Below are 20,200 nucleotides of genomic sequence, written 5' to 3' on the forward strand. Positions count from 1 at the left end.
ACCTCGGACTGCTCCTGTTGCCGCAGCTCTTTGCGTATCTCTTCTAAAGCCTCGGACTCCCATAAGGCCTGTTCATGCGCAACGCCCGTCTCAACGTAGTTCGTCCAGCTCTGTTCTTCTGTAAGACGGTTCGCACGGTTGATATACTTCTCCGTCTCGGGACGGCCGCGCTCCTGAAACTCGCGAAAGCGCGGATCGGAAAGCAGACGAGAAGACGGCAAGAAAAATGAATAGAATAACGACAGAAGTACGACAGAAGCAGTCCATCGTTCCCATCGCCGAAATCGCGCCCGATGACTCATGAGCGTCTTCGACGTTGATCCATTCTTCTTCAAGTTCATACCGTTCTCCCCTCTCATCAACAAAAAACGGGGGCCTCTATACAGAGAACCCCCGCACCTTTGCTATGACCGATATCTTATCAGCAACATCAGGATTTGAATAACCCTGACGGATCGAATAATAACTCAACGATAATATGCTATTTCTGCCCGCTTCTGTCGGGTTAAAGATTTGCCTGATGCCAACCAACCACATTGCACCACGGTCGATAAAACCGACGACCAGTCCACCCGATGATCCGCTGGAAATGCCCGTTACGCTTGCTTTCTGGCCTTCGAAACCCTGCCTCGAAGGTCTTGATGAGGAAATAGACGCTTCCGCATGCTGTTTGGATTTCGCATCATAGTGCGCGACATAAAGCTCGATGATAACCTCTTCCTCAGTCAGTTCCCAGGAGGTCGAAGACGAGAGCGACCCGGAAATCCGGTCGTTTACAGCCGAATTTGATTCGGTTACGGGCACGCCCAAATCCAGGCGAGGTCGCAGATCGTCCGTTACCGAAAGGCCGGTCGACCCGGGGATTTCAAGCAGCATGACAGGGCCGACCGGAATAAGAAACACCACCAGCAATAATGAAAGGGTCAGTGCTTCAAACACTTGAAGCCTATTTTGGACAAACTGCCTCATTCTGCTCAACCGATCCGAAAGCAGCTAAAAACGGACCGAACAATCTGTCAATTTTTTTCTCCTGCGCTGCGGGCAAAAAATATCACATTAAAAAAAAAGCCAGAGGGCCATTTTTTTTGAGAAAAAAGACCCACCCCTGAACTAATACGACAGAGGGAAAGAGATAATAAGCAGTATGTCAATTTAGATCTGCTGATTTCCGATAGATTTCATATAGATGACAGGATTCTCCACCAACAGGGGCAAAGAGTAAACACATGTATACTATCCAATATCGCATAAATAAAATACCTACACATAAGGTACCGACAATAAAATATATCCTATATATTTATCCAATAGTCATATTCTTTATGGCCACGTGTAAACATGAAACCATTCCAGACATGTACAGAGACCTGCTGAACTCATCATCATACGGTCCCGTCTTAGCCAAATCCGGAGAATACGAGATTCGACAGAGTGAGGCGTATTTCGCACGTGAAAACCTCACCGTTCTTACCGGAAAAGAAATAAGCGAATTACCCCTTAACTCCCGTCGCCTTGCTCTAACTGCACTCATGCTTAGAAGACTGGCAATACAGGAAGGTCTAAAGAACGACATATTCAATACTCCAGATGCTCGAGAGTACATACTGCCGCGACTCGAAAAAATTCTGGAAGAATACTATTACTACAAGCTCTCTCAGGAGGCTTCATGGTCTGGCCGACTACGATCTATTAAAGATGACGAACATGCAATAGATTCCTTCATAAACAGCGACCCGGAATTGAAGAACAGGCATATAGAAAGAACCGATCTTTCTGCAACAATCAACAGCGCTATCGAGCGAGTCATCGCCGAGAAAAGAATCATTGAATATTCCAGGATCAAACAGCAGATTCTCAGCAAAAACCCACCAATCGAGGTAATACAATGAAACAATATATGTCGTATACAATCAGCTGTTGCGCAATCCTGACAATCTGGTCATCGTCCATCTTTCCCGAACAATTTGCACCGGGATCTGATGACATCGACGAGCAGCAGATTCTAAGACAGATTGAAAGTGAAATCGGGCTCAACAAAGAGATATCAAAAGAAAGTAATCCAGACCCAAAGGAAGAAACGACAGGAGTCAAAGCGCAGGAAGAAACCGCCTTTATAATCACGGTTCTATCAGGTGAGGGGAAGCAAGAAGTTTCTGGCCTGACTTACTTTTATCAGGACTCGCTACATCTTCGCGATGCCAGCGGAGAAGGAGTTCGACAGATAAGGATAAGCGATATAAGAACGCTGAGAATCCGGAGCTGGATTCCGACAATGGCCATCGAAACAAAAAAGAATGAGTACACGGTACTCTTCATGCCCCATGAGTGCACTGTCGAACTGTCCGCTTCGTCCGTGGTAAATGGGATAATTGATGGTGAAAACTGGATTCAAATCATCATTCGCGACAACGGTGAGAAAAAACCTATTCCGCTGTCATATCACATACCAATAAAAGCTCCGTCCAGAGAAGAAGCTCTGGCACTGGCGAAAAAGCAGACCGGCATACCCGAAGGACAGTATACCAATATTGTTTTCAAGGAGACCCGAATAAATGAAGTCAGTAGCTCAAACAAGCAATAACAGACTGGTGTTAACCGTCCAATTGCTTTTAACTATAACAGTACTTACCGCCTGTTCGAGCACGGGCTCGGGGGACGTCACTAAAGATCAGCCGCATAATCGCATAGATCTTTCTGCGACTTCCGCTAACATGGTCCCGGTCCTCACGCCCGAATCGGTTTTCAGGATTGATCGCTATGAAGTGACGTCCCTGCAGAGAAAACTGTATTTTTCCGCTCCCAATCAGGATCCGCTGACATCAGTCACTCTGGGTGAAGCGAGAGAAATCTGCAAATCACTCGGGAAAAACCTTTGCAGCGAAGGACAGTGGTTGCAGGCATGCCTCGGAACATCGCGTCTGGCTTACGGCTACGCCTCTCGCTTTTTTCGAGAACGTTGCAATGTATCCGGGAAAGGTCTGAGCCCTACGGGAAGTCACCGCGAATGTCTTTCTGATGGTCAGATATATGACATGATCGGTAACGCCATGGAGTGGGTAGAGTCTGATGTTTCTCCCACATCAGGCATCGTCGCCGGCGGCAGCTATATGAGTGGAAACGAAGCCAATTGCTTTACGAGACAGATCGTATCAACGAATTCAAGATCACCACAGGTAGGTTTTCGATGCTGCGGAAATGGTTAACATTCATCCTATTGGTCATTCTGACGTCCTGCTCTCCATACAAGAGATATCGAACCATCGACGATAACTTCTGGAAAAGAAATCGGGGCGCAGAACCTACTATCAACATAGGCTACCTCGACATCCAGGCCGCTGGCGACTCACGCAAGACACGAACGAACCTGATGTCGTCGATAGTTTTTCACCTGAAGTCACGCGGATTCTCGGTTACGGATCTCAGAGATTATTCCGGCCTTCTGGAAGGGAAAGATCTACCCCAAACGCGGAGGCTTAGCGACAAAGAAGTCCTGCTCTTAGCCGGCTCAATCAAAGAGCGATTTCTGTTCCAGGGAGTTTATCAGGAAACCACACAGTTCGCAATACCTGCAGACCTAACCAGTGTCTCGCTGGCCATATCCGTTTACGATGCACGCACGGGTAAACATGTAGGCGAATTTCGATTGTATGGTACCGAGCTTAAAGACTACAATCTGCTTTCCGTCTTCAATCTAACTGAACGCTTTGCTGACGATTTCCATTCGGCATTTCAAGAAGGTTCAAAATGAAGAAACTGACGGTTAACCAGTTTGCCGGTGCAGTAACGCTGCTTTCGTTCATAGTTGCCGTAGCTTCCTTAGCAACCTTCACAGGATCGGGTAAAAGCCTCCCGATCGATAGTGAGACAGAGAAAGACATGGCCAGGTATATTCACTATCTGGAATCGCATTGCCGTGAAACGCCGGAGAGGCCTGTCTGCCGGAATTTGCCCGAATAAGACTACTGAAATAGAGAGGGAATACATATGCAACCCAATACACATCGTTTATTCATTCTCCTGCTCACAGGAATGATACTCATACCCATGTCCTGTGGACGTGCAGAATTGAGTCAGGAGGAGCTTGCCGTATTCGAAAATGCCCAGGCCCTCTATGCAGATCGAAAATTCGACGACGCGCGTGAAATCCTTGAGCCTCTGTCGGAAAGATATGAAGATTCCACTGAAGTGGCCGTGCTGCTGGCACGCATTTACTTCTTCACAAGAGAATTTCAGAAAAGTGAGTCAACATTGCGACGGCTGACGGGTGAACACGAGAGTCCATATGCACTGATGTGGCTCGGAAGAGTCGTGGCGTCAGATCCAAAACGCCAGGAAGAAGCGGCCGAGATTTTCCGCACAATCCTTAGAGAGGATCCGGAAAACCATGCGGCACACTATTACCTTGGAAGATGTCTTGAAAGTCAGGGAAAGATCCAGGAGGCACTCCTTTCATACCAGAGGGCGCTTGCAGTGGAATATCAGCTTTCCAAAATACATCTGCATATGGGCACCGTTCTTCAGGGGTTAAAAATGGAGGAGCGCGCTTCCAGGCATTTCAAACGCGTTGAACAGCTCAATCTCTATCCGGAAGATATCGCCTGGACAAAAAAGAACGGTATCTCTGCTGAATCGGACCCCAGAAAGACCAGGGATTGAATTCTGTTTATGAAAGCTAAGAACGTCCAACTCCATTGTGCGGTGATTGTCTGCTTAATAAGCTGCTGTGCGAATCTATCTGCGGATTCGACAACATCCTATTCGATAGAAGATATCGAGGCACTGGCGGAAAAAAACAGTGTAACGTTGCAGACGCTCAGACTCGAATCGGAACTGACACAGATTAACGAACTGAGTAGATTCAGGGACTTCTTTCCAACCTTGAGCCTGTCGTACAGACGGAATCGCACTATTGCTCAGCGTGATTTCGATACAGGCTCAAATTCAGTGCAACTCAGCATTTCACAGCCAATTTACGATGGCGGACGGTCAGTTCTTGCCCACGAGATTGCACAGATTGATTCGGTGCTGCATACCGAAAAGATGAGAGAAACGAAAGAACAACTGCGCTTACAGGTCAGACAGAACTATTTCGAGATCTTGCAAGCCGAACAGAATGTTTCCATTCTTAACGAATCTCTGAAGCAATACGAACGATTCCGTGAGATTTCCGAAGTGGAGTATCGTAATGGGAATATCGCTATGCTTGAGATACTTGAGATCCGAAACCAGCTCCATCAGCGTAAAATGGAATTGCTCGCCGAAAAAGCCAACTACCAGGCCAGGCTTGCCTCGTTCAAGCTCATGCTTCGCCTGCCTGAAGAAACGACATTGATACTGAAAAAACTCGATTTTCGAGCGGCCGGGACGGAGCAGCTCACAATTGACAGCGAATCCATGGTAGCCCGGGCACTTGAACGTCGTCCTGACATTCGAAAAGCCAGGCTTGATCTTTATAGAGCACACCGGGAATTCAAGATCACAGAATACCACTTTCTACCCACGGTCTCTCTAACCGGTAACTACGGTAAGAGCGGCAATGACTGGCCTCCTCAGAGCGCAGAATGGGGAGTCGGCATCAACGTAACGATGAACATATTCGGAAATACGGTAAGCACAGACTATCGATACCTCAATTCCGCTCAGGAAACTTCCAGGGGTTATTCAAGCGGCGCTAATGCGACGATCTATGATAAACCCGGATACGAAGAACCTCATTTACGCAATCAGATCGAGCTGCTTCGTGCAAAGGACAAACTGAAGGAAATAGAGCAAGCCATACGAAATGAGCTGAGTGCTCTGAATCATGAGTACAATCGTCGTCGTGTTTCCCTCCGTCTTCTTGATTCATCAACGGCCATTAAAGAACAGAGATTCAAAGTAAGTGAGCGCTTATATCGGGACGGCGATCTATCTCTGGATGAATTCAATAAACAGGAAATACAACTCCAGCAGGCGCGGCTTTCCCTTGTACAGGAGCGCTTTGCTTATGCCCTGTTCATTTACCGGATGGAATTATCCCTGGGATTAAAAATCGGCGAACTTGGAGAATTGCCGATTCGTGAAGCGGAAGACAATGATATCTGGCGACCGGCGACAAAACTTCCCGAGAATGAGAACCTGCTTCCGATACCGGAGCTGATGGAGGAAAACATATGAATGCAATTAAATCCGCCGCAGGAGCACATTGGAAAAAAATCCTTCTGCTATTCCTGACAGGGTTGGTGACAGCATATGTTTTTCAACGCAAGACCTCTTCACCCGAAGCCCGTCGGCTGACTCCGGAAGTGGAAACAGTAACGTTATCCGAATCGGATTTCGGACACTCCATTAAAGCGCCCGGAACGATCACATTTCTCGAAAAGGCCTCGATAAGTGCCCGAATTCCAGGACGATTAGAATCCTACGATTTCGATCAGGGCGAAGAGGTAAAGAAAGGAACGGCCCTTGCCCGGCTCGAACGTCTGGAGATGGAGCTACAGTTGAGACAGGCAGAGGCTGCACTGAAATCCGCTATTGCGCAGGAAAAGTTAACAGCGGCACAGTATGGCCAGGCCCGCCGGAACATTGAACGACGGTTGAAACAGATCGAATCGTCACAGGCCGGCATTGTCGAGGCTCGCGCTCAGTTTATTCAGTCGAGACAGGCGCTTCTGAACAAAGTCGAAATCTATAAGATGGGCGGCATTTCGAAGAAAGAGCTGCAATCCCTGCATGCTCAATATCTGAACGGTATGAGTCGCTACTATCAGGCAAGAAAAGGCCATCAAATCGAGATGGTCGGATTCCGAACGGCCGATCTCGAACAGAATGGTATCAAAATCGATGAAGCCATTCTAAAAGACACAGCGGCTAAGACAGCGGCCTTTGTTGATTTCAATACAGAGGTTGAGAAGGGCAACCTTGAAGTCGCTCGCGAATCAAAAGAGAGAGCCCTCATTGAAGTTCAAAATCTGCGTCGCCTGCTTGAAGAAACCGTTCTACGATCCCCCATTGACGGAGTGATTGCGTCCCGTTCCATTGAAATCGGTGAAGAGGTTAAGGTTTCGGAACCGCTATTCACCGTCGTTCGGATGGACGAGCTACTTGTCTCAACCAACGTTGCCGAAAACGACATCCCCTATCTGCGAAAAGAACAGAGCGTCACCTTTACAGTAGATGCTCTCAACGGAGAATCATTCACCGGCAAGGTTAAGCTCATTTCACCGGTTGTCGATCTTGCCACTCGCACCACTGAAGTACGCGTTCACGTGAAGAATACGGATCGTCGCCTTGCTCCGGGGATGTTTGTGCGCTGTGAGATAGAAACGACCGAGCGACGAAAGGGGCTGCTTGTCCCGGAATCCGCCTTTATAGATCCTGTTGACGACAACAGCCCGCAACCCTACGAGACGTCCGTTTTTGTCGTCCAGGATGGCAGGGTATTTCGGAGGTCCGTTCAGGTCGGCATGCGCTTTGAAGGAGGACGAGAGCTTCTCTCCGGGCTCGAACCCGGAGAAAGCATTGCCGTCTCGGGAGTGGCCTATCTGAAAGAGGGCACGCAGGTTAAACCGAGGACGATTACGCCATGAAAACCTCCAGGATGAAGCCGGGCTTTTTCACCGTAATTCTGCCGGTTGTTATGACTGCAGTCTTTAGCTGCAACCGAAGCCCGAACGATATTTTATCCCCGCTTTTTGAGGCCCCTGCATCGTCGCGCCCCAGGATCGTTTCCTCCAATCCCTCTGAAGAAAATGGAGTCTATGACCCTGCTCTTCCCGTCTATGTGGACTTCGATCGCGAGATGGACGCGTTCAGTACAGAACGGGCCTTCTCACTCTCAGGCACCGGTAATACATCCGGTGAATTTCGCTGGATCGGAAACAGACTTATTTACGACCTCATTACGCCGCTTGACCCGGGTATTGCCTTCGTTTTGCGAGTGACCGGATCTGCTAAGTCTACAGATAACGCACCACTGGAAACGGACTTTATTGTGCATTTCATCTCGGGTTCCACGATTGAAGCACCGGTCGTCCTCTCCAGCACTCCGTCGGCGAACAGTCAGGCCGTTTCGCCCGGTAGCCCAATTGTCATCACATTCTCGCGCCCCATGAACAGGCAGTCCGTCGAAAAGGCCTTCAGTATGAATCCTTCCACATACGGAGGATTCACATGGGATACTAACGACACGATCATGACCTTTAAGCCTTACAGTGAATTGCAGTCACCTATGCGCTACAGCGTCAGCCTTGGTACATCGGCCCATGACAGAGAGGGCATTGTACTTCATGCCCCCCTCTCTTTCTCATTTCAAACCGGAGAGGATCTGACTCGTCCGACGATTCTGGAAATTCGAGAGCAGGGAGCGATCAGTCCGCTTACGAACGAATACGATGGAGTTCAGAAAGAAGGTCCTTTCATCATTACATTCTCAGAAGCCATGAGTCCGGCAGATACTGAAAACGCGATCAGTCTCATTCAACGAGAGGACGGTAGCAGTGTTAGCCTTCGCAGAACGTGGTCCTCCACTTTTGACCAGTTGACGATCGCCCCGGATCCCGACCTCAGACCGGAAACCTCTTATCGTCTCAGTGTTTCCACTGCGGCGAAAGATACGGCATCCAACGCTCTTCTTGAGGCCTATCACATAGATTTCACCGTAAGCAATGCATCAGGTGCGATTAATTCCAATTACCTGCGCCTGGTCCATGCAGAAAAAACCTCTCCTGATTCTATTCAGACGATCGATCCATCACCGGATAAGACAACAGTTATTACGATATCAGGCTCCGATCTGGCGACATCGGGCTCTTCCGGAGCGAATGGCGAGTTCACTTTCGATTTCTCTCACTCTCTTGACCCGGCCTCTTTGCCGGAATCCATTTCCATCAGTCGAGTTCTTGGCTCGCATCCTGCTTCGGGTAGAATCCTCGGAATTGCACTACAGAATAACGGCCCGCTTTCAAATGCTCGAGTCGTATTGACAATCGGAGGATTAGGCGAAGGAAATGAATATCGATTGAGGCTGAACGGAGGGAAGAGTTTGAATCACCGATCCCTGAGCTCCGTAATCCAGTTCGGTGAAAATCCTACATACATGCAAGATTCGGTCATCCTGAATTTCAGAGTGGAGGCGACACCATGAGAATGCTGAATATGGCGCTTCTCATCCCGATCTGCCTGACAATAGCGTGCAACTCGGAAATGGACATGGATAAACTTCTCTTTCCAGGTAAGACCCCGGCGAAGCCGGTGGTGCTATCGACAACGCCGCTCGATGGCGTTGCCGGATTTCCCTCGGAAACTCCCGTTAGCATCCTTTTCAATATGCCCATGGACAAACAGAAGACGCAGGATGCATTCCGTCTGAGTTCCAGTACAGGCCAGGTGGAAGGCAGCTTCAACTGGGAATGGAGCCGACTCTCGTTCCAATCACGGTCGCCGCTCAAAGCCGGCAAATACACACTCAGCCTTTCTTCCACCGCAGAGTCCGAAGAAGGAGTCGATCTCGGCTCTGATCATGTAGTGAACTTTTACGTCGGCAACGATGTCGATGCGCCCCGATTCTTATCGTCTACTCCGACTTCCGGAGCTCTCGACGTTGCCCCCGCTTCGACGATACGGTTAACCTTCTCAGAACCGATCGCCTTTAGCTCATTGGCCGATGGTCTACAGGTATCCCCCGCTTTCGGCTACGTCATCTCTCTTGAAAATGGCGGAGCGGATATTGTTCTAACTCCTTCAAATCCACTGCCTGTTGGAACCATACGCATCACACTGAATCAAGGTCTTACCGATACGACCGGAAACAAATTGATGAATGAGGCCACGATTGCCTTCACGGTGGGCTCAGATTTTATCGCTCCCGGTGTTCTCTCAGTTCGATCGGGGACACAGACTCTGACGGAAAATCTCCTCGTAGCCGGGATTCATAAATCGAATGCAATCGAGATTCGATTCTCGGAGGCGATGAACAGGATTTCCGTTGAAGACTCCATCCAGCTTTCACCAGCCGCATCACTGCTTTTCACTTGGGTTTCGGATGAAGAAGTGCATATTTCGACGCTGCTTGAGCCCGAGACACGCTATGAAATCCGTATAGGCTCGACGGCCCGTGACCTTGAAGGGAACTCCCTTGAAAGAACCGCCAAATTCCCCTTCCTGACCGACCATCCTGATTCCGTCCGGCCCCGCCTCATCGAGGTAAGGCAGTTCGCCTCTACGGCCGCTTCCATTCCCTGTACGGACAATGCCAGTCGAGGCGCTCCGCTAACGGCGCTTGAACCGATGGACCTCGTCGATACATCGCAATGGATCGATGACAATCTCACTGATGGAGCGAAGACCTGTGTGCTGCAGTTCCGATTTCTATTTAACAATGAAATGATCCGAGCTTCTCTTGTCGATTCGTTCTCGACATCGGTCGTGCTTCATCCGACCGGCGATCTCATATCGCTTCAGGTCCATGATCTGGAAATGGACCTTGCTGATAACCGCGTGATGATTATCCATTTATCCGGCGTGTTTCCACCCAAAGGCATCGGAGAGACTCCGATTATGCGTTTTACAGTAGAGGGCGGTGATTCTGGCGCGCGCGATATAAACGGAAATACGATGAGCGAGGATGCTCACGTCTATGTGAGTTACTGATGATTGCATTCTGTGTAAAACGTCCGGTCGCCACTTCGATGGCCTTTACCGCGATACTGTTGCTGGGCGTTATCGGCTCATCTCGATTAAAGGTGAATCTCTTCCCCGATATCGCCTTCCCCCGAATCAGCGTCATCACGCCCTACTCAAACGTACAGGCAGAAGAAATCGAGAATCTTGTCACACGCCCTGTTGAAGACGCGCTCAGCGCCGTTCCCGGAGTCCGTAAACTACGCTCAATCTCTCAAGAAGGGTTATCCATCGTTCATGTCGATCTGGAATGGGGATCCTCGACCGATAGCGCCATTATCCAGGCAAGACAGAAGGTCGATCTTGCCCGATCCGTTCTACCTCAGGATACGGGAAAATCCATGATTGCCCGATTTGATCCGTCACGAGAACCTATCATGACGCTTGTGGCCCGTCCGACCTCTCAGCTCACATTTGAACAAACCAGAGAGTATATTGAACGGAATGTGCGCCCTCTTCTTGAACGAATCGAAGGGGTGGCATCGGTCTCGATACAGGGCGGGCTTCGTCGCGAAATACAGGTTAATATCGACAGGGATAAACTGCGTTCGTATAATCTCACGCTTTCGCGCATCGGCCAGAATCTCGATGCCTCCAACTACACCTTCCCCGCCGGAGCCGTAAAAAAAGGAAAACATGAATATCAGGTGAAGGTAAAAGGAGAGTTCGATAGCGTCGAATCCATAAGAAACGCCATCGTCGCCGTCGGTGAAAACGGAGCTCCCGTGGCTCTGTTCAAAGTCGGAACCATCGCTGACGGTTTCAAAGAGAGAACGGCTACTGCCGTTCATAACGGACAGCCCGTCATCCTCATACTGATACGGAAAGAGCCTGACAGAAACGCAGTTCAGACGGCAGACAACATCTCCGCTGCGCTTCTCGAAATCAACAATCGATTCCGTGCGTACATTACATTCGAAATATTGAACGATAGCTCCCATCATATCGTCGAATCGATCAATTCCGTCATCATGTCTGCCCTGCTCGGCGCCATCATCGCCTTTGCCGTCCTTCTTTTTTTTCTGGGAGACATTCGCACATCGGTGATTATAGTACTCAGCATTCCAGTTTCGGTCCTCTTTACGTTGTTAATGATGTTTCTTACGGGCATCTCGGTTAATATCATCAGTCTGGGAGGTCTTGCTCTCGGAACCGGTATGCTGGTCGACAACTCGATCGTCGTCATTGAGTCCATTCAACAGATCAGAGAAAAAAGGGCGGGTCAGCTCGCTGAAAGCGCTATACAAGGAGCAAAAGCCGTTTCGGGATCGGTGCTCGCATCAACAGCAACGTCCATTGTCGTGTTCCTTCCCATCCTATTCGTTCCAGGCATCGCCGGAGCCATCTTTAAAGATCTTTCCCTTACGGTGACATTCTCGCTGGTCGGGTCTCTGCTTGTATCGTTGACGCTGATTCCCATGCTCTCCGCCCTGCCCTCCGCTTCTATCGACCATGTTTTCCACAGATTTGATTCATACTTGAAACCGACTTATAGTTATGCGAATGCATTGATCGATTCGCTGCAAGAAAAATATACGACGATCCTGCAACGCTTCCTGTTTAACAATCGTCGATTTTTTGCTACGATTGCAGCGCTCAGTATCGGTGGCATAGCCCTTCTCTATTTTCTCGACAGGGAGCTTTTCCCTGCCACGAACGCGAGGGTGATCGAGATGAAACTGACCCTGCAAGAAGGGACGGCTATCGACGATGCCGAAGCCTTCATAGCTAATCTACAGAGGCATCTTCTCGATACATCCGCTACGGAGGTCCGCGATATCACCACGGTAATCGGCATGGAAGAGGATGATACCGAAACGAAGATGACGGGCAAGAGGCGTCCCCATCACACAGAATCGCTGATCTACTTAAACGAAGGCGTTGATGCTTCGGAATACCTGCATCTTTTAAAACAGACTGTCGAACAGATCCCCGGTGTGCGCAGCGAAGTTCGAATACAGGGAGACATCTTGCAGACCCTTCTTGGAAGCGACAGAAAGATACAATTTGATACTGAAGCCGCTCAGAGAGAAAAAGCTCGGTCCGTGACCGATCATGTACAGAGCCGAATCGCATCCGATCCGCGCATTCTCTATCTCAGCGGATCCTCAAAGCCTTCCATTCCAGAGATTCGCATCACTCTCGATCGCTTGCGACTTGCAGCACTCGGGCTATCTGTACGCGACGCCGCCCTGGCGCTACGATCGGCAGTCTTTGGCGAGGTATCAACGATCTATCGTGAGCAGGATCGAGAGATTGACGTTCGCCTTCGTTTCCGCAAGGAAGACCGTTCCGAACCGGGCGATCTGAAACAGATTCCCGCCTCTTTACAAGATGGTCGCATGGTCGAGCTCAGCTCCTTCATCACATCTCGCAATGCAGTCGGATTCGAGACCATACTGCGAGAGGATCAGCGCCGGCTCGAACGCCTTGAAATCGAAGCGGCTCGCGAAAAAGAGGCGTCTTTGATGGATGATCTCTTCATCATCAAAGAAGAGCTCGAGTCCGTTGATCCGGCCATTCAGATTCGAGTTCAGAAAACCAATCAGGCGACGATGGATTCACTCAAGAATCTGGGGCTCGCCTTCTTGCTCTCAAGCGTTCTGATCTACCAGCTTCTCGCCGCCCAGTTCGAATCGCTCATTCATCCGTTCACTTTGATCCTTTCCATTCCTATGATGTTTGCCGGGACATCCCTGGCGCTCTTTCTTACCGGAAACACCCTCAACATTCAGTCGACGATCGGGCTCGTTATGTTAACAGGCATCGTTGTTAACAATGCCATCGTGCTCTATGAGTGTATATCGGCGCGCCTTGAAGGCGTTCCCGAAGCGGAACGACTCCGGCAGCTGCCAGAGATACTGAACGAAGCAGGTCGGGAACGCCTGCGACCGATTCTCTTGAGCACGTTGACCACCGTCCTTGCCCTGCTTCCTCTGGCACTGAAGATCGGCCCGGGAGCTGAGATGCAAGCCCCGCTTGCCGTCGTCGTCATCGGCGGATTAACCATGTCCACCGTTCTGACCCTGATCTGCTTCCCGGTCATATACTATCAGGTCGAAAAGATGCTTGCAAATCGCAAGGGCAACGGACGTCGGAGGCTTTGATCATGTCGGGTTTTTCAAAGCTACTAGGCCGACCTGTTGCCGCTTCCATGATCGTAAGCTCTCTGTCGCTGCTGGGAGTCGTCTCCATTTTTCGCCTGCCACTGGGCCTGCTCCCAAACCTTGCAAGTCCGGGTGTGACCATTCTGACGCGTTATCCGGGAGTCTCGTCCGACACTATCGAACGTATCCTGACAATTCCCATTGAAAGGGAGATGCGTGACATCCCTTCCATAGAAAAAATTCTGTCGTCTTCAAGCGACGGGGAGTCACGAGTGCATCTCGTCTTCTACCCCGATACAGATGTAGATATTCGCATGCTGGATGTGCGCGAAAAATTATTTCAACTGGAAGATCGTTTCCCTCGCGAAGTAGAGCCACCCTCCGTTCTGAGATACGATCCGTCGAATAGGCCCGTTTTCATCGTTTCATTCTCTCCTGCTCAAGCAACCGACGAACAATTCAAGCGATTACGTGAGATTGTCGAATTCCAGATCAAACCGGCGTTCGAACGCATCCGGGGCGTTTCAGAGGTCTCAGTCGGCGGAGGTTCAGAGCGAGAGATTCAGTTACAGATTGATCCACACAGACTTGTTGCACTCCAGCTTTCGGAGCAGGTTCCCTCCTCACTTGATGACGGGAATATGTTTGTTCCCGCCGGACGCCTTGATGCAGGCCGATCGCTCGTCTACGCGGATTCACGATTGCGTTCGATCCAGGAAATTGGAAGGCTGTTTGTGCCAATGGAGCCGTCTTCGCGCGAACAAGATTCGAATCGCCCGCAGATTCCTTTCACCGCCTTCGCACAGGTTCTCGATTCACAGCGAGATCCTACGAGCCTTTCCTTGAGCAACGGCAAAGAACGCATATCTCTATATATCGAAAAGGCAGGTGATGCAAATACACTTTCGATAACGGATGAATGCGAAAATGAGCTTGCCGTCATTTCGAAGCGCTTCTCAGAAATCCAGACACATACGGTTTACAATCAGGGCAGCCAGATCAAAGATGCGATTTCGCAGGTAATCTCGGCCTGTATTGGCGGAGTAGTGCTTGCCGTCGCCGTCCTTCATTTCTTTCTGCGACGTGTCGGGTTCACGCTTGTCATCGGCATCGCCATCCCGGCATCGCTCCTTACTACGTTCTTCTTGATGTTTCTTTTCGATATTGAGATGAACGTTATGAGCCTTTCCGGCCTGGCGCTCGGTGCCGGCATGCTGATTGATGCCTCCATAGTCGTCTGCGAGGCCTCGGCGAAAACACTCGTAATATCGTCTAACCAGGCAGATGAAATTCTGCATGCGATTGGCCGCGCAGCGGCGTCCGTACGCGGAGAAGTCATCGCATCAACGCTGAGTACGATCATCGTCTTTATTCCTCTATTATTCGCCGATCACGAAACACGCGCTCTTTATCGTGATTTCACGCTGACGGTGAGTCTGTCACTCTTGACATCAATGATTTTCTCGCTCACTGTTCTACCGGTATTTCTCTTACGAGTAGCGCGCTATCAATCGATATTTCCGATGACCGAACGCCAGAACTGGGCATCAGCAAACATTGGAGAGCATCGCTTGATAGCGATGATGCGTTCGAGAATATCAGATCATATCAACAAGATCCGCGAATTGAAAATTCTTCAAACTGAGCGATGGATTGCAATCTATTGCCAGATAGCAACAAGAAAGAAATGGGCGGTCGCTCTCATTGGCGGCTCCATACTTGCCGCTCCCATCCTTTTCGTTCTGGCAGAGAAGGAATACATGGCTCGAACGGAAAGCGATACGATCGAGGCAAGCGTCGATCTCGATCCTGGCATTCATCTCGAGAAAACAAGAGCGATCGTAGAGAATATCGAAAGGCAGATCGCGAAGCACCCGGCCATACGCGAGATCAATTCGAAGATCGAAAGCTCTCATGCCACACTGACGATAAAGATAGATCGGGAATCCGGTGCAGAGACAACCATCGAAGAGCTACAATCCATCACCGACGGAAACTCTGACGGCTACGTTCATTTTGAACGCAGTGCGGAAGGCGCCGGGGGGGCTGAGCTTGAGCTTGATTTTTACGGCGAAGATATAGGTGCAATGAAGCAGTTTGCAAAGGCCTTCGCCGACACGATTCAAAGTCGAATTCCCGAAGTAGACCGAGTCATCCTTAGATTCAGGGACGGCAGACAGGATCTCGCCCTGTATCCTCATACAGTAAAAAACGAAATGCATGGAGTCAGCACATCGGCCATCGGCCGGTCCCTGCGGCAGCTAATACAGGGTAACGTAATCACGAAATACTATGACAGTACACCAGGATCGGAACGCGAGATCGATGTGCGCGTCAGGGCCAAAGACGGCTTGATCGAAACACCCGACGACATTCTCGAACTTCAGCTGCCTGGAACACCGGCCCCGATAAAGGCTCTGGTTCGTCCCGCCTTCGAAGAAAGCGAAACGCGCATCTACCGCAACAACCGGCGCCGCAGTATCAGCATTCTCCTGCAATTTCACTCGGGCACAACAACCAGCCTTGCTGTAAAAATCGAGGATCTTATCGATAAAAGTACGCTACCTCCTGAAACTGTTGCCGCCTTCGGCGATTCCTATAAGAAAATGCTGGCTAACCAGTCGCAAATGGCGGCCAGTCTTATCCTTTCCGTCGTTCTTGTTTATCTGCTTCTTGCTTTTCTATTTGAGAATCTTGTCGATCCACTTATCGTTCTGACTTCGATTCCCATCTCCCTCTCCTTTGTATTTTTATTGCTCTTGATCCTGAATCGACCGCTTAACATCAGCATCTACATCGGTCTGATCATGCTCGGAGGCATCGTCGTTAACAACGCTATTCTGATCCTCGCTGAGATCCGCTCTGAACAGTCGGCACTTCAAACGATCGATCAATTCATGCACGCTTCTTTTCGCCGGCTGCGTCCGATCCTGATGACCACGAGCACGACGGTGCTCGGCATGGCACCGTTGCTTTTCGATACGGGATCACAGAGCGCTCTCTGGAATTCCCTGGCCGTTGCAGTAACCTCAGGGCTTCTCTTTTCAATGCCTGCCGTTCTTTTCATTATTCCGTTCCTCACATACATGCAGAAGACCCGCTCAAAACAGGAGATCGTATGAAAACACCCGTTGCTCGAAAAACAAAAAGAAAACCGGAAGAGGCAGCCGCACCCATTATACCCGTTGAGAACCCGATGGCTCTCTACTCCGATGTCGATGACACCCCGGACACCGGAGCCAGTATGAGCTTTATGGATCGCTTCCGACGATTCGCCTTTCGCTCAAAGGCGCCGCTCTATTTGATTCTATTGATCTCTATTGTCGGCTTCTGGGTTATCTCGTTACGTCAGCCAGGACCTGCATCAACGACCTCGCTATTGCGCGCCTACTTTGATCGCTTCACACAGCATGATGCCTCGGCTCGCTACAGAATCGGCGCTTTCTCCGTTCCCGATTCGCAGATCGTCGCTTCCTTTGCGGCCCTGAGTTCAGTTCATCCGGCTTCTGTTGATTCGACGTCCAGCCAGGACTTTCTACCGGCCTTTCAGCGCTCACAGTTTGAGAATGATCTGCTTCTGCATGCTGCGATCGAAAGCGGACAGCTCGATACACCCGAGGCCAGACTCTTTCTCGAAACCGTTCTGCGCCAGGCCGCTGCCGATTACTTCGTGCTCACGAATCTTACCGTTGAGGAGCGAAAATATGGCATAGATATCCACGAAGCCGACGTTCACGCGTTGTATAAAAAGAACGGGGATCGATACGCGAAGGCCGGGATCGAAAAAGAGGTCGCCCTGCAATCCATCCGATCCGCTTTGCAGAGCGAACGCATACGGAAGCGAAACGAAATCATTGCAATCAAAAGAGCGCAGATGACGCGCACAATTCAAGAGGCCACCGGGGCCTATTACAGAGAGGCAAACCGATGATCGAACAAATCGAACAAATGCTACAGAGAAGATATATTCCGTCCGTGCTCGCCGAATCGACGACACGAATACTTCAGTTACGACGATCACCGTCTACGTTCTTTGCTGAGAATCAAAAGAATCACCGCTTTTTCGTGCAGGCATTGAAAGATTCGCTGCTTCTCTGGACAGCCATAACAATCATGCTCTTCGTGGTAACGGTCATAAACCTGAATGCCATCAGACTGAGCAATCTGGCCTTCAGCAGTCTCACAGGTACGGCGCCTCATGCAAACGCTTATCTTCCGTGGTCTCAGCTCGCCTTCCCGATCTTCTGGTCAGTCGCGCCACTTACTATCGGATCCATCCGGCATCTTTTTCTGATCATGCTCGGTGAAAATGAACGATCCATTCAGAAAACACAGGCCCTTGCCCTCTATGCAGCTCTACCGTTCGCTCTGGCAACGGGAATCAGCGCGATCCTCGGTGCGGCTTTTCCCTGCGTGCCGCGACCCGGTAGCGGCTTTTTCTCATGCCCTATGCTTCTTATCGGAAGCGTACTCATAATCACAGGCGGGTGCATAGACGCATTGTTCTGGCTGAAGGGACTTCGGACGTTGTATCAGCAGAATATCGGGCGGGCCATACTCACGTATATCTCGCCCCTCATCCTGTTCATGCTTTCAACGTTTGCGGTGTATTCATCGGCCAGCATGCTACTGCTGCTCCGGCCATGACGCTGTCATAGCCGGAGCAGCATTCCATCCGTGGTGACGCTATCGAAGCACCGTTGTTGACGGCATCCGTGCTCGCGGCGCCTCCTGAAATATTCATGATCTGACGGGAAAGAAGGTTAAGGTGTAGGTAGTCTCCGGTCCCCTCCGTTATTCAAGGAAATCCTATCGTCTGGAAAATTTCGGCAGGAAACCGAAACGGGAGTCAAAAAAACCATAACGGAAAATGAAACCTGGAGCGGAGGGTGAGCCACTATCCGTGCCGGGGACGGGTCATTTTGAGTGCCGGTTGACAGATAGCCGTATATCGAATTTTCCGGAAAATATCACTATATCCTTGTTCACGTATCACCCCATACCACACCGGTCCAATGGACCAAAAGCAAGCCGTCGACTTCTGCAACCAATGGTTGCCCGCCTGGACCGGCAACCGGCCGGACAATTTAATCGACTTTTACCACCAGGATGTTTTTTACCGCGACCCCACGGCATCCAAGGGCATCACCGGTCGCCGCAAACTTTTGGTCTATTTCAAGCTGCTACTCAAACGCAATCCCGATTGGGTGTGGACCCACGACGAAGTGTTTGAGACAACGAACGGTTTTACTCTAAAATGGAAGGCCCGAATTCCGGTGGGCAACAAAATCGTGGAAGAATTCGGATTGGATATTGTCGAGCTACAGGACGGCCGAATCATCAGAAATGAAGTGTTTTTTGATTTGTCGGCTTTGCGCGCAAACAATTGAAGATAAGATATGGCAGTGTTCGCATTCGTAGAGATAGAAACCATCATCGAACCGGCCGCAATGGAGCAACTTCTCAACTTCAAACTAGGTCGACATCATATTACCGATTGCATATCATACAGATTCTATGCCCCTCCGGTCGACTGATGACCGTCAATAGTCGAATAGGAGCAATCCCCCCAGCATCCAATATACAAAACCGCCTCCACACCGTCCCATAAATTGCCAAACCCCGCACGAGGCCGCCCAGTAATACAAAAAGCCCGCATGAAGCCGCCCCCGCACGAGGCGGGCCTTCTTAGAAAAAACAAAACCCCGCACGAGGCGGGGTTCTGGGATGAGATGCATCGTAATCGTCTGCGATCAGCAGACGGGCCTTGCACCACCGGACTCTGTCGAAGAGTCCAGAGTAATATGGTCAAGCCTCACGACATATTAGTACTGCTCGACTGAGCGTGTTACCACACTTACATCTGCAGCCTATCAACCTCGTAGTCTTCGAGGTGTCTTCAGGGCCTTGCGGCCAGGGAGATCTAATCTTGGGTAGGGCTTCCCGCTTAGATGCTTTCAGCGGTTATCCACACCGAACATGGCTACCCGGCTATGCCGCTGGCGCGACAACCGGTGCACCGGAGGTTCGTCCATCCCGGTCCTCTCGTACTAAGGACAGATACCCTCAAATCTCCAACGCCAGCAGCGGATAGGGACCGAACTGTCTCACGACGTTCTGAACCCAGCTCGCGTGCCGCTTTAATTGGCGAACAGCCAAACCCTTGGGACCTGCTCCAGCCCCAGGATGCGACGAGCCGACATCGAGGTGCCAAACCGCGCCGTCGATATGAACTCTTGGGCGCGATAAGCCTGTTATCCCCGGAGTACCTTTTATCCGTTGAGCGATGGCCCTTCCACACAGAACCACCGGATCACTAAGCCCGACTTTCGTCCCTGCTCGAGATGTCCCTCTCACAGTCAGGCTCCCTTGTGCCTTTACACTCTACGCACGATTTCCGGCCGTGCTGAGGGAACCTTTGGGCGCCTCCGTTA

16 protein-coding genes, 1 pseudogene and 3 other annotated features are annotated in these 20,200 nt (G+C 50.3%); of the genes and pseudogenes, 15 read left to right on the plus strand and 2 right to left on the minus strand.

Going from position 1 to position 20,200, the window contains the following annotated elements:
- Both LEPIL_RS23645 and LEPIL_RS01925 read right to left on the minus strand, forming a co-directional pair.
- Positions 1 to 341 (minus strand): annotated as a pseudogene (locus LEPIL_RS23645) (hypothetical protein); the annotation flags it as partial.
- A 37-nt stretch (positions 342 to 378) separates the two neighbouring features.
- A complete protein-coding gene (locus LEPIL_RS01925) occupies positions 379 to 939 on the minus strand; it encodes a hypothetical protein (RefSeq protein WP_040918148.1) in 561 nt (186 codons plus the stop codon).
- A gap of 287 nt (positions 940 to 1,226) precedes the next feature.
- Between LEPIL_RS01925 and LEPIL_RS01930 the strand changes: the two genes are divergently transcribed.
- The 15 genes from LEPIL_RS01930 to LEPIL_RS01995 all read left to right on the plus strand — a co-directional run bounded on the left by LEPIL_RS01930 (position 1,227) and on the right by LEPIL_RS01995 (position 19,156).
- A complete protein-coding gene (locus LEPIL_RS01930) occupies positions 1,227 to 1,889 on the plus strand; it encodes a hypothetical protein (protein WP_002769418.1) in 663 nt (220 codons plus the stop codon).
- A gap of 8 nt (positions 1,890 to 1,897) precedes the next feature.
- A complete protein-coding gene (locus tag LEPIL_RS01935; protein WP_143464612.1) occupies positions 1,898 to 2,581 on the plus strand; it encodes a hypothetical protein in 684 nt (227 codons plus the stop codon).
- Positions 2,582 to 2,711: 130 nt separating this feature from the next.
- Complete coding sequence (locus LEPIL_RS24160; RefSeq protein ID WP_425528185.1) at positions 2,712 to 3,203, plus strand: formylglycine-generating enzyme family protein; 492 nt, start codon at positions 2,712 to 2,714, stop codon at positions 3,201 to 3,203.
- Complete coding sequence (locus LEPIL_RS01940; protein WP_169314780.1) at positions 3,128 to 3,748, plus strand: hypothetical protein; 621 nt, start codon at positions 3,128 to 3,130, stop codon at positions 3,746 to 3,748. Before LEPIL_RS24160 ends, LEPIL_RS01940 begins: the two co-directional genes overlap by 76 nt.
- Entirely contained in the window at positions 3,745 to 3,957 is a 213-nt protein-coding gene (locus LEPIL_RS01945) for a hypothetical protein (RefSeq protein ID WP_002769426.1), read from the plus strand. The genes LEPIL_RS01940 and LEPIL_RS01945 overlap by 4 nt, the downstream gene beginning before the upstream one ends.
- A 27-nt stretch (positions 3,958 to 3,984) precedes the next feature.
- Complete coding sequence (locus tag LEPIL_RS01950; RefSeq protein WP_002769428.1) at positions 3,985 to 4,656, plus strand: tetratricopeptide repeat protein; 672 nt, start codon at positions 3,985 to 3,987, stop codon at positions 4,654 to 4,656.
- Between the two features lie 9 nt (positions 4,657 to 4,665).
- Positions 4,666 to 6,156 carry a TolC family protein gene (locus tag LEPIL_RS01955; RefSeq protein WP_002769429.1) on the plus strand — a complete coding sequence of 497 codons (1,491 nt, stop codon included), beginning with the start codon at positions 4,666 to 4,668 and terminating at the stop codon, positions 6,154 to 6,156.
- A 65-nt stretch (positions 6,157 to 6,221) separates the two neighbouring features.
- On the plus strand, positions 6,222 to 7,568 hold the full coding sequence (locus tag LEPIL_RS01960; protein ID WP_169314787.1) for an efflux RND transporter periplasmic adaptor subunit: 1,347 nt from the start codon (positions 6,222 to 6,224) through the stop codon (positions 7,566 to 7,568).
- Between the two features lie 50 nt (positions 7,569 to 7,618).
- A complete protein-coding gene (locus tag LEPIL_RS01965) occupies positions 7,619 to 9,124 on the plus strand; it encodes an Ig-like domain-containing domain (protein ID WP_179117354.1) in 1,506 nt (501 codons plus the stop codon).
- 65 nt (positions 9,125 to 9,189) lie between these two features.
- On the plus strand, positions 9,190 to 10,629 hold the full coding sequence (locus LEPIL_RS01970; RefSeq protein ID WP_169314788.1) for an Ig-like domain-containing domain: 1,440 nt from the start codon (positions 9,190 to 9,192) through the stop codon (positions 10,627 to 10,629).
- Positions 10,629 to 13,766, plus strand: a complete 3,138-nt coding sequence (locus LEPIL_RS01975) for an efflux RND transporter permease subunit (RefSeq protein WP_002769433.1) — start codon at positions 10,629 to 10,631, stop codon at positions 13,764 to 13,766. The genes LEPIL_RS01970 and LEPIL_RS01975 overlap by 1 nt, the downstream gene beginning before the upstream one ends.
- A 2-nt stretch (positions 13,767 to 13,768) precedes the next feature.
- Entirely contained in the window at positions 13,769 to 16,888 is a 3,120-nt protein-coding gene (locus LEPIL_RS01980) for an efflux RND transporter permease subunit (RefSeq protein WP_002769435.1), read from the plus strand.
- A complete protein-coding gene (locus tag LEPIL_RS01985) occupies positions 16,885 to 17,697 on the plus strand; it encodes a hypothetical protein (RefSeq protein ID WP_002769437.1) in 813 nt (270 codons plus the stop codon). Before LEPIL_RS01980 ends, LEPIL_RS01985 begins: the two co-directional genes overlap by 4 nt.
- Positions 17,694 to 18,413: a YIP1 family protein gene (locus LEPIL_RS01990; RefSeq protein WP_002769439.1), complete on the plus strand. Its 720-nt coding sequence runs from the start codon at positions 17,694 to 17,696 to the stop codon at positions 18,411 to 18,413. Before LEPIL_RS01985 ends, LEPIL_RS01990 begins: the two co-directional genes overlap by 4 nt.
- Before the next feature lie 368 nt (positions 18,414 to 18,781).
- Positions 18,782 to 19,156, plus strand: a complete 375-nt coding sequence (locus LEPIL_RS01995) for a nuclear transport factor 2 family protein (protein WP_002769441.1) — start codon at positions 18,782 to 18,784, stop codon at positions 19,154 to 19,156.
- A 427-nt stretch (positions 19,157 to 19,583) separates the two neighbouring features.
- Positions 19,584 to 19,846: a sequence feature (23S ribosomal RNA rRNA prediction is too short), on the minus strand.
- A 19-nt stretch (positions 19,847 to 19,865) separates the two neighbouring features.
- Positions 19,866 to 20,025 (minus strand) — a sequence feature (23S ribosomal RNA rRNA prediction is too short).
- Between the two features lie 19 nt (positions 20,026 to 20,044).
- Positions 20,045 to 20,190 (minus strand) — a sequence feature (23S ribosomal RNA rRNA prediction is too short).
- Positions 20,191 to 20,200 lie beyond the last annotated feature (10 nt).

Origin of the sequence: Leptonema illini DSM 21528 (genome assembly GCF_000243335.1) — a bacterium.
GTDB classification, from domain to species: domain Bacteria; phylum Spirochaetota; class Leptospiria; order Leptospirales; family Leptonemataceae; genus Leptonema; species Leptonema illini.

Excerpts from the sequence above, each read along its gene's own strand:
- LEPIL_RS01950 (WP_002769428.1), top strand. The coding sequence starts at position 3,985 with ATGCAACCCAATACACATCGTTTATTCATTCTCCTGCTCACAGGAATG.
- LEPIL_RS01970 (WP_169314788.1), top strand. The coding sequence starts at position 9,190 with ATGGATAAACTTCTCTTTCCAGGTAAGACCCCGGCGAAGCCGGTGGTG.
- LEPIL_RS24160 (WP_425528185.1), top strand. The coding sequence starts at position 2,712 with ATGGTCCCGGTCCTCACGCCCGAATCGGTTTTCAGGATTGATCGCTAT.
- LEPIL_RS01935 (WP_143464612.1), top strand. The coding sequence starts at position 1,898 with ATGTCGTATACAATCAGCTGTTGCGCAATCCTGACAATCTGGTCATCG.
- LEPIL_RS01975 (WP_002769433.1), top strand. The coding sequence starts at position 10,629 with ATGATTGCATTCTGTGTAAAACGTCCGGTCGCCACTTCGATGGCCTTT.
- LEPIL_RS01995 (WP_002769441.1), top strand. The coding sequence starts at position 18,782 with ATGGACCAAAAGCAAGCCGTCGACTTCTGCAACCAATGGTTGCCCGCC.
- LEPIL_RS01965 (WP_179117354.1), top strand. The coding sequence starts at position 7,619 with ATGACTGCAGTCTTTAGCTGCAACCGAAGCCCGAACGATATTTTATCC.
- LEPIL_RS01990 (WP_002769439.1), top strand. The coding sequence starts at position 17,694 with ATGATCGAACAAATCGAACAAATGCTACAGAGAAGATATATTCCGTCC.
- LEPIL_RS01930 (WP_002769418.1), top strand. The coding sequence starts at position 1,227 with ATGTATACTATCCAATATCGCATAAATAAAATACCTACACATAAGGTA.
- LEPIL_RS01945 (WP_002769426.1), top strand. The coding sequence starts at position 3,745 with ATGAAGAAACTGACGGTTAACCAGTTTGCCGGTGCAGTAACGCTGCTT.
- LEPIL_RS01955 (WP_002769429.1), top strand. The coding sequence starts at position 4,666 with ATGAAAGCTAAGAACGTCCAACTCCATTGTGCGGTGATTGTCTGCTTA.
- LEPIL_RS01985 (WP_002769437.1), top strand. The coding sequence starts at position 16,885 with ATGAAAACACCCGTTGCTCGAAAAACAAAAAGAAAACCGGAAGAGGCA.
- LEPIL_RS01980 (WP_002769435.1), top strand. The coding sequence starts at position 13,769 with ATGTCGGGTTTTTCAAAGCTACTAGGCCGACCTGTTGCCGCTTCCATG.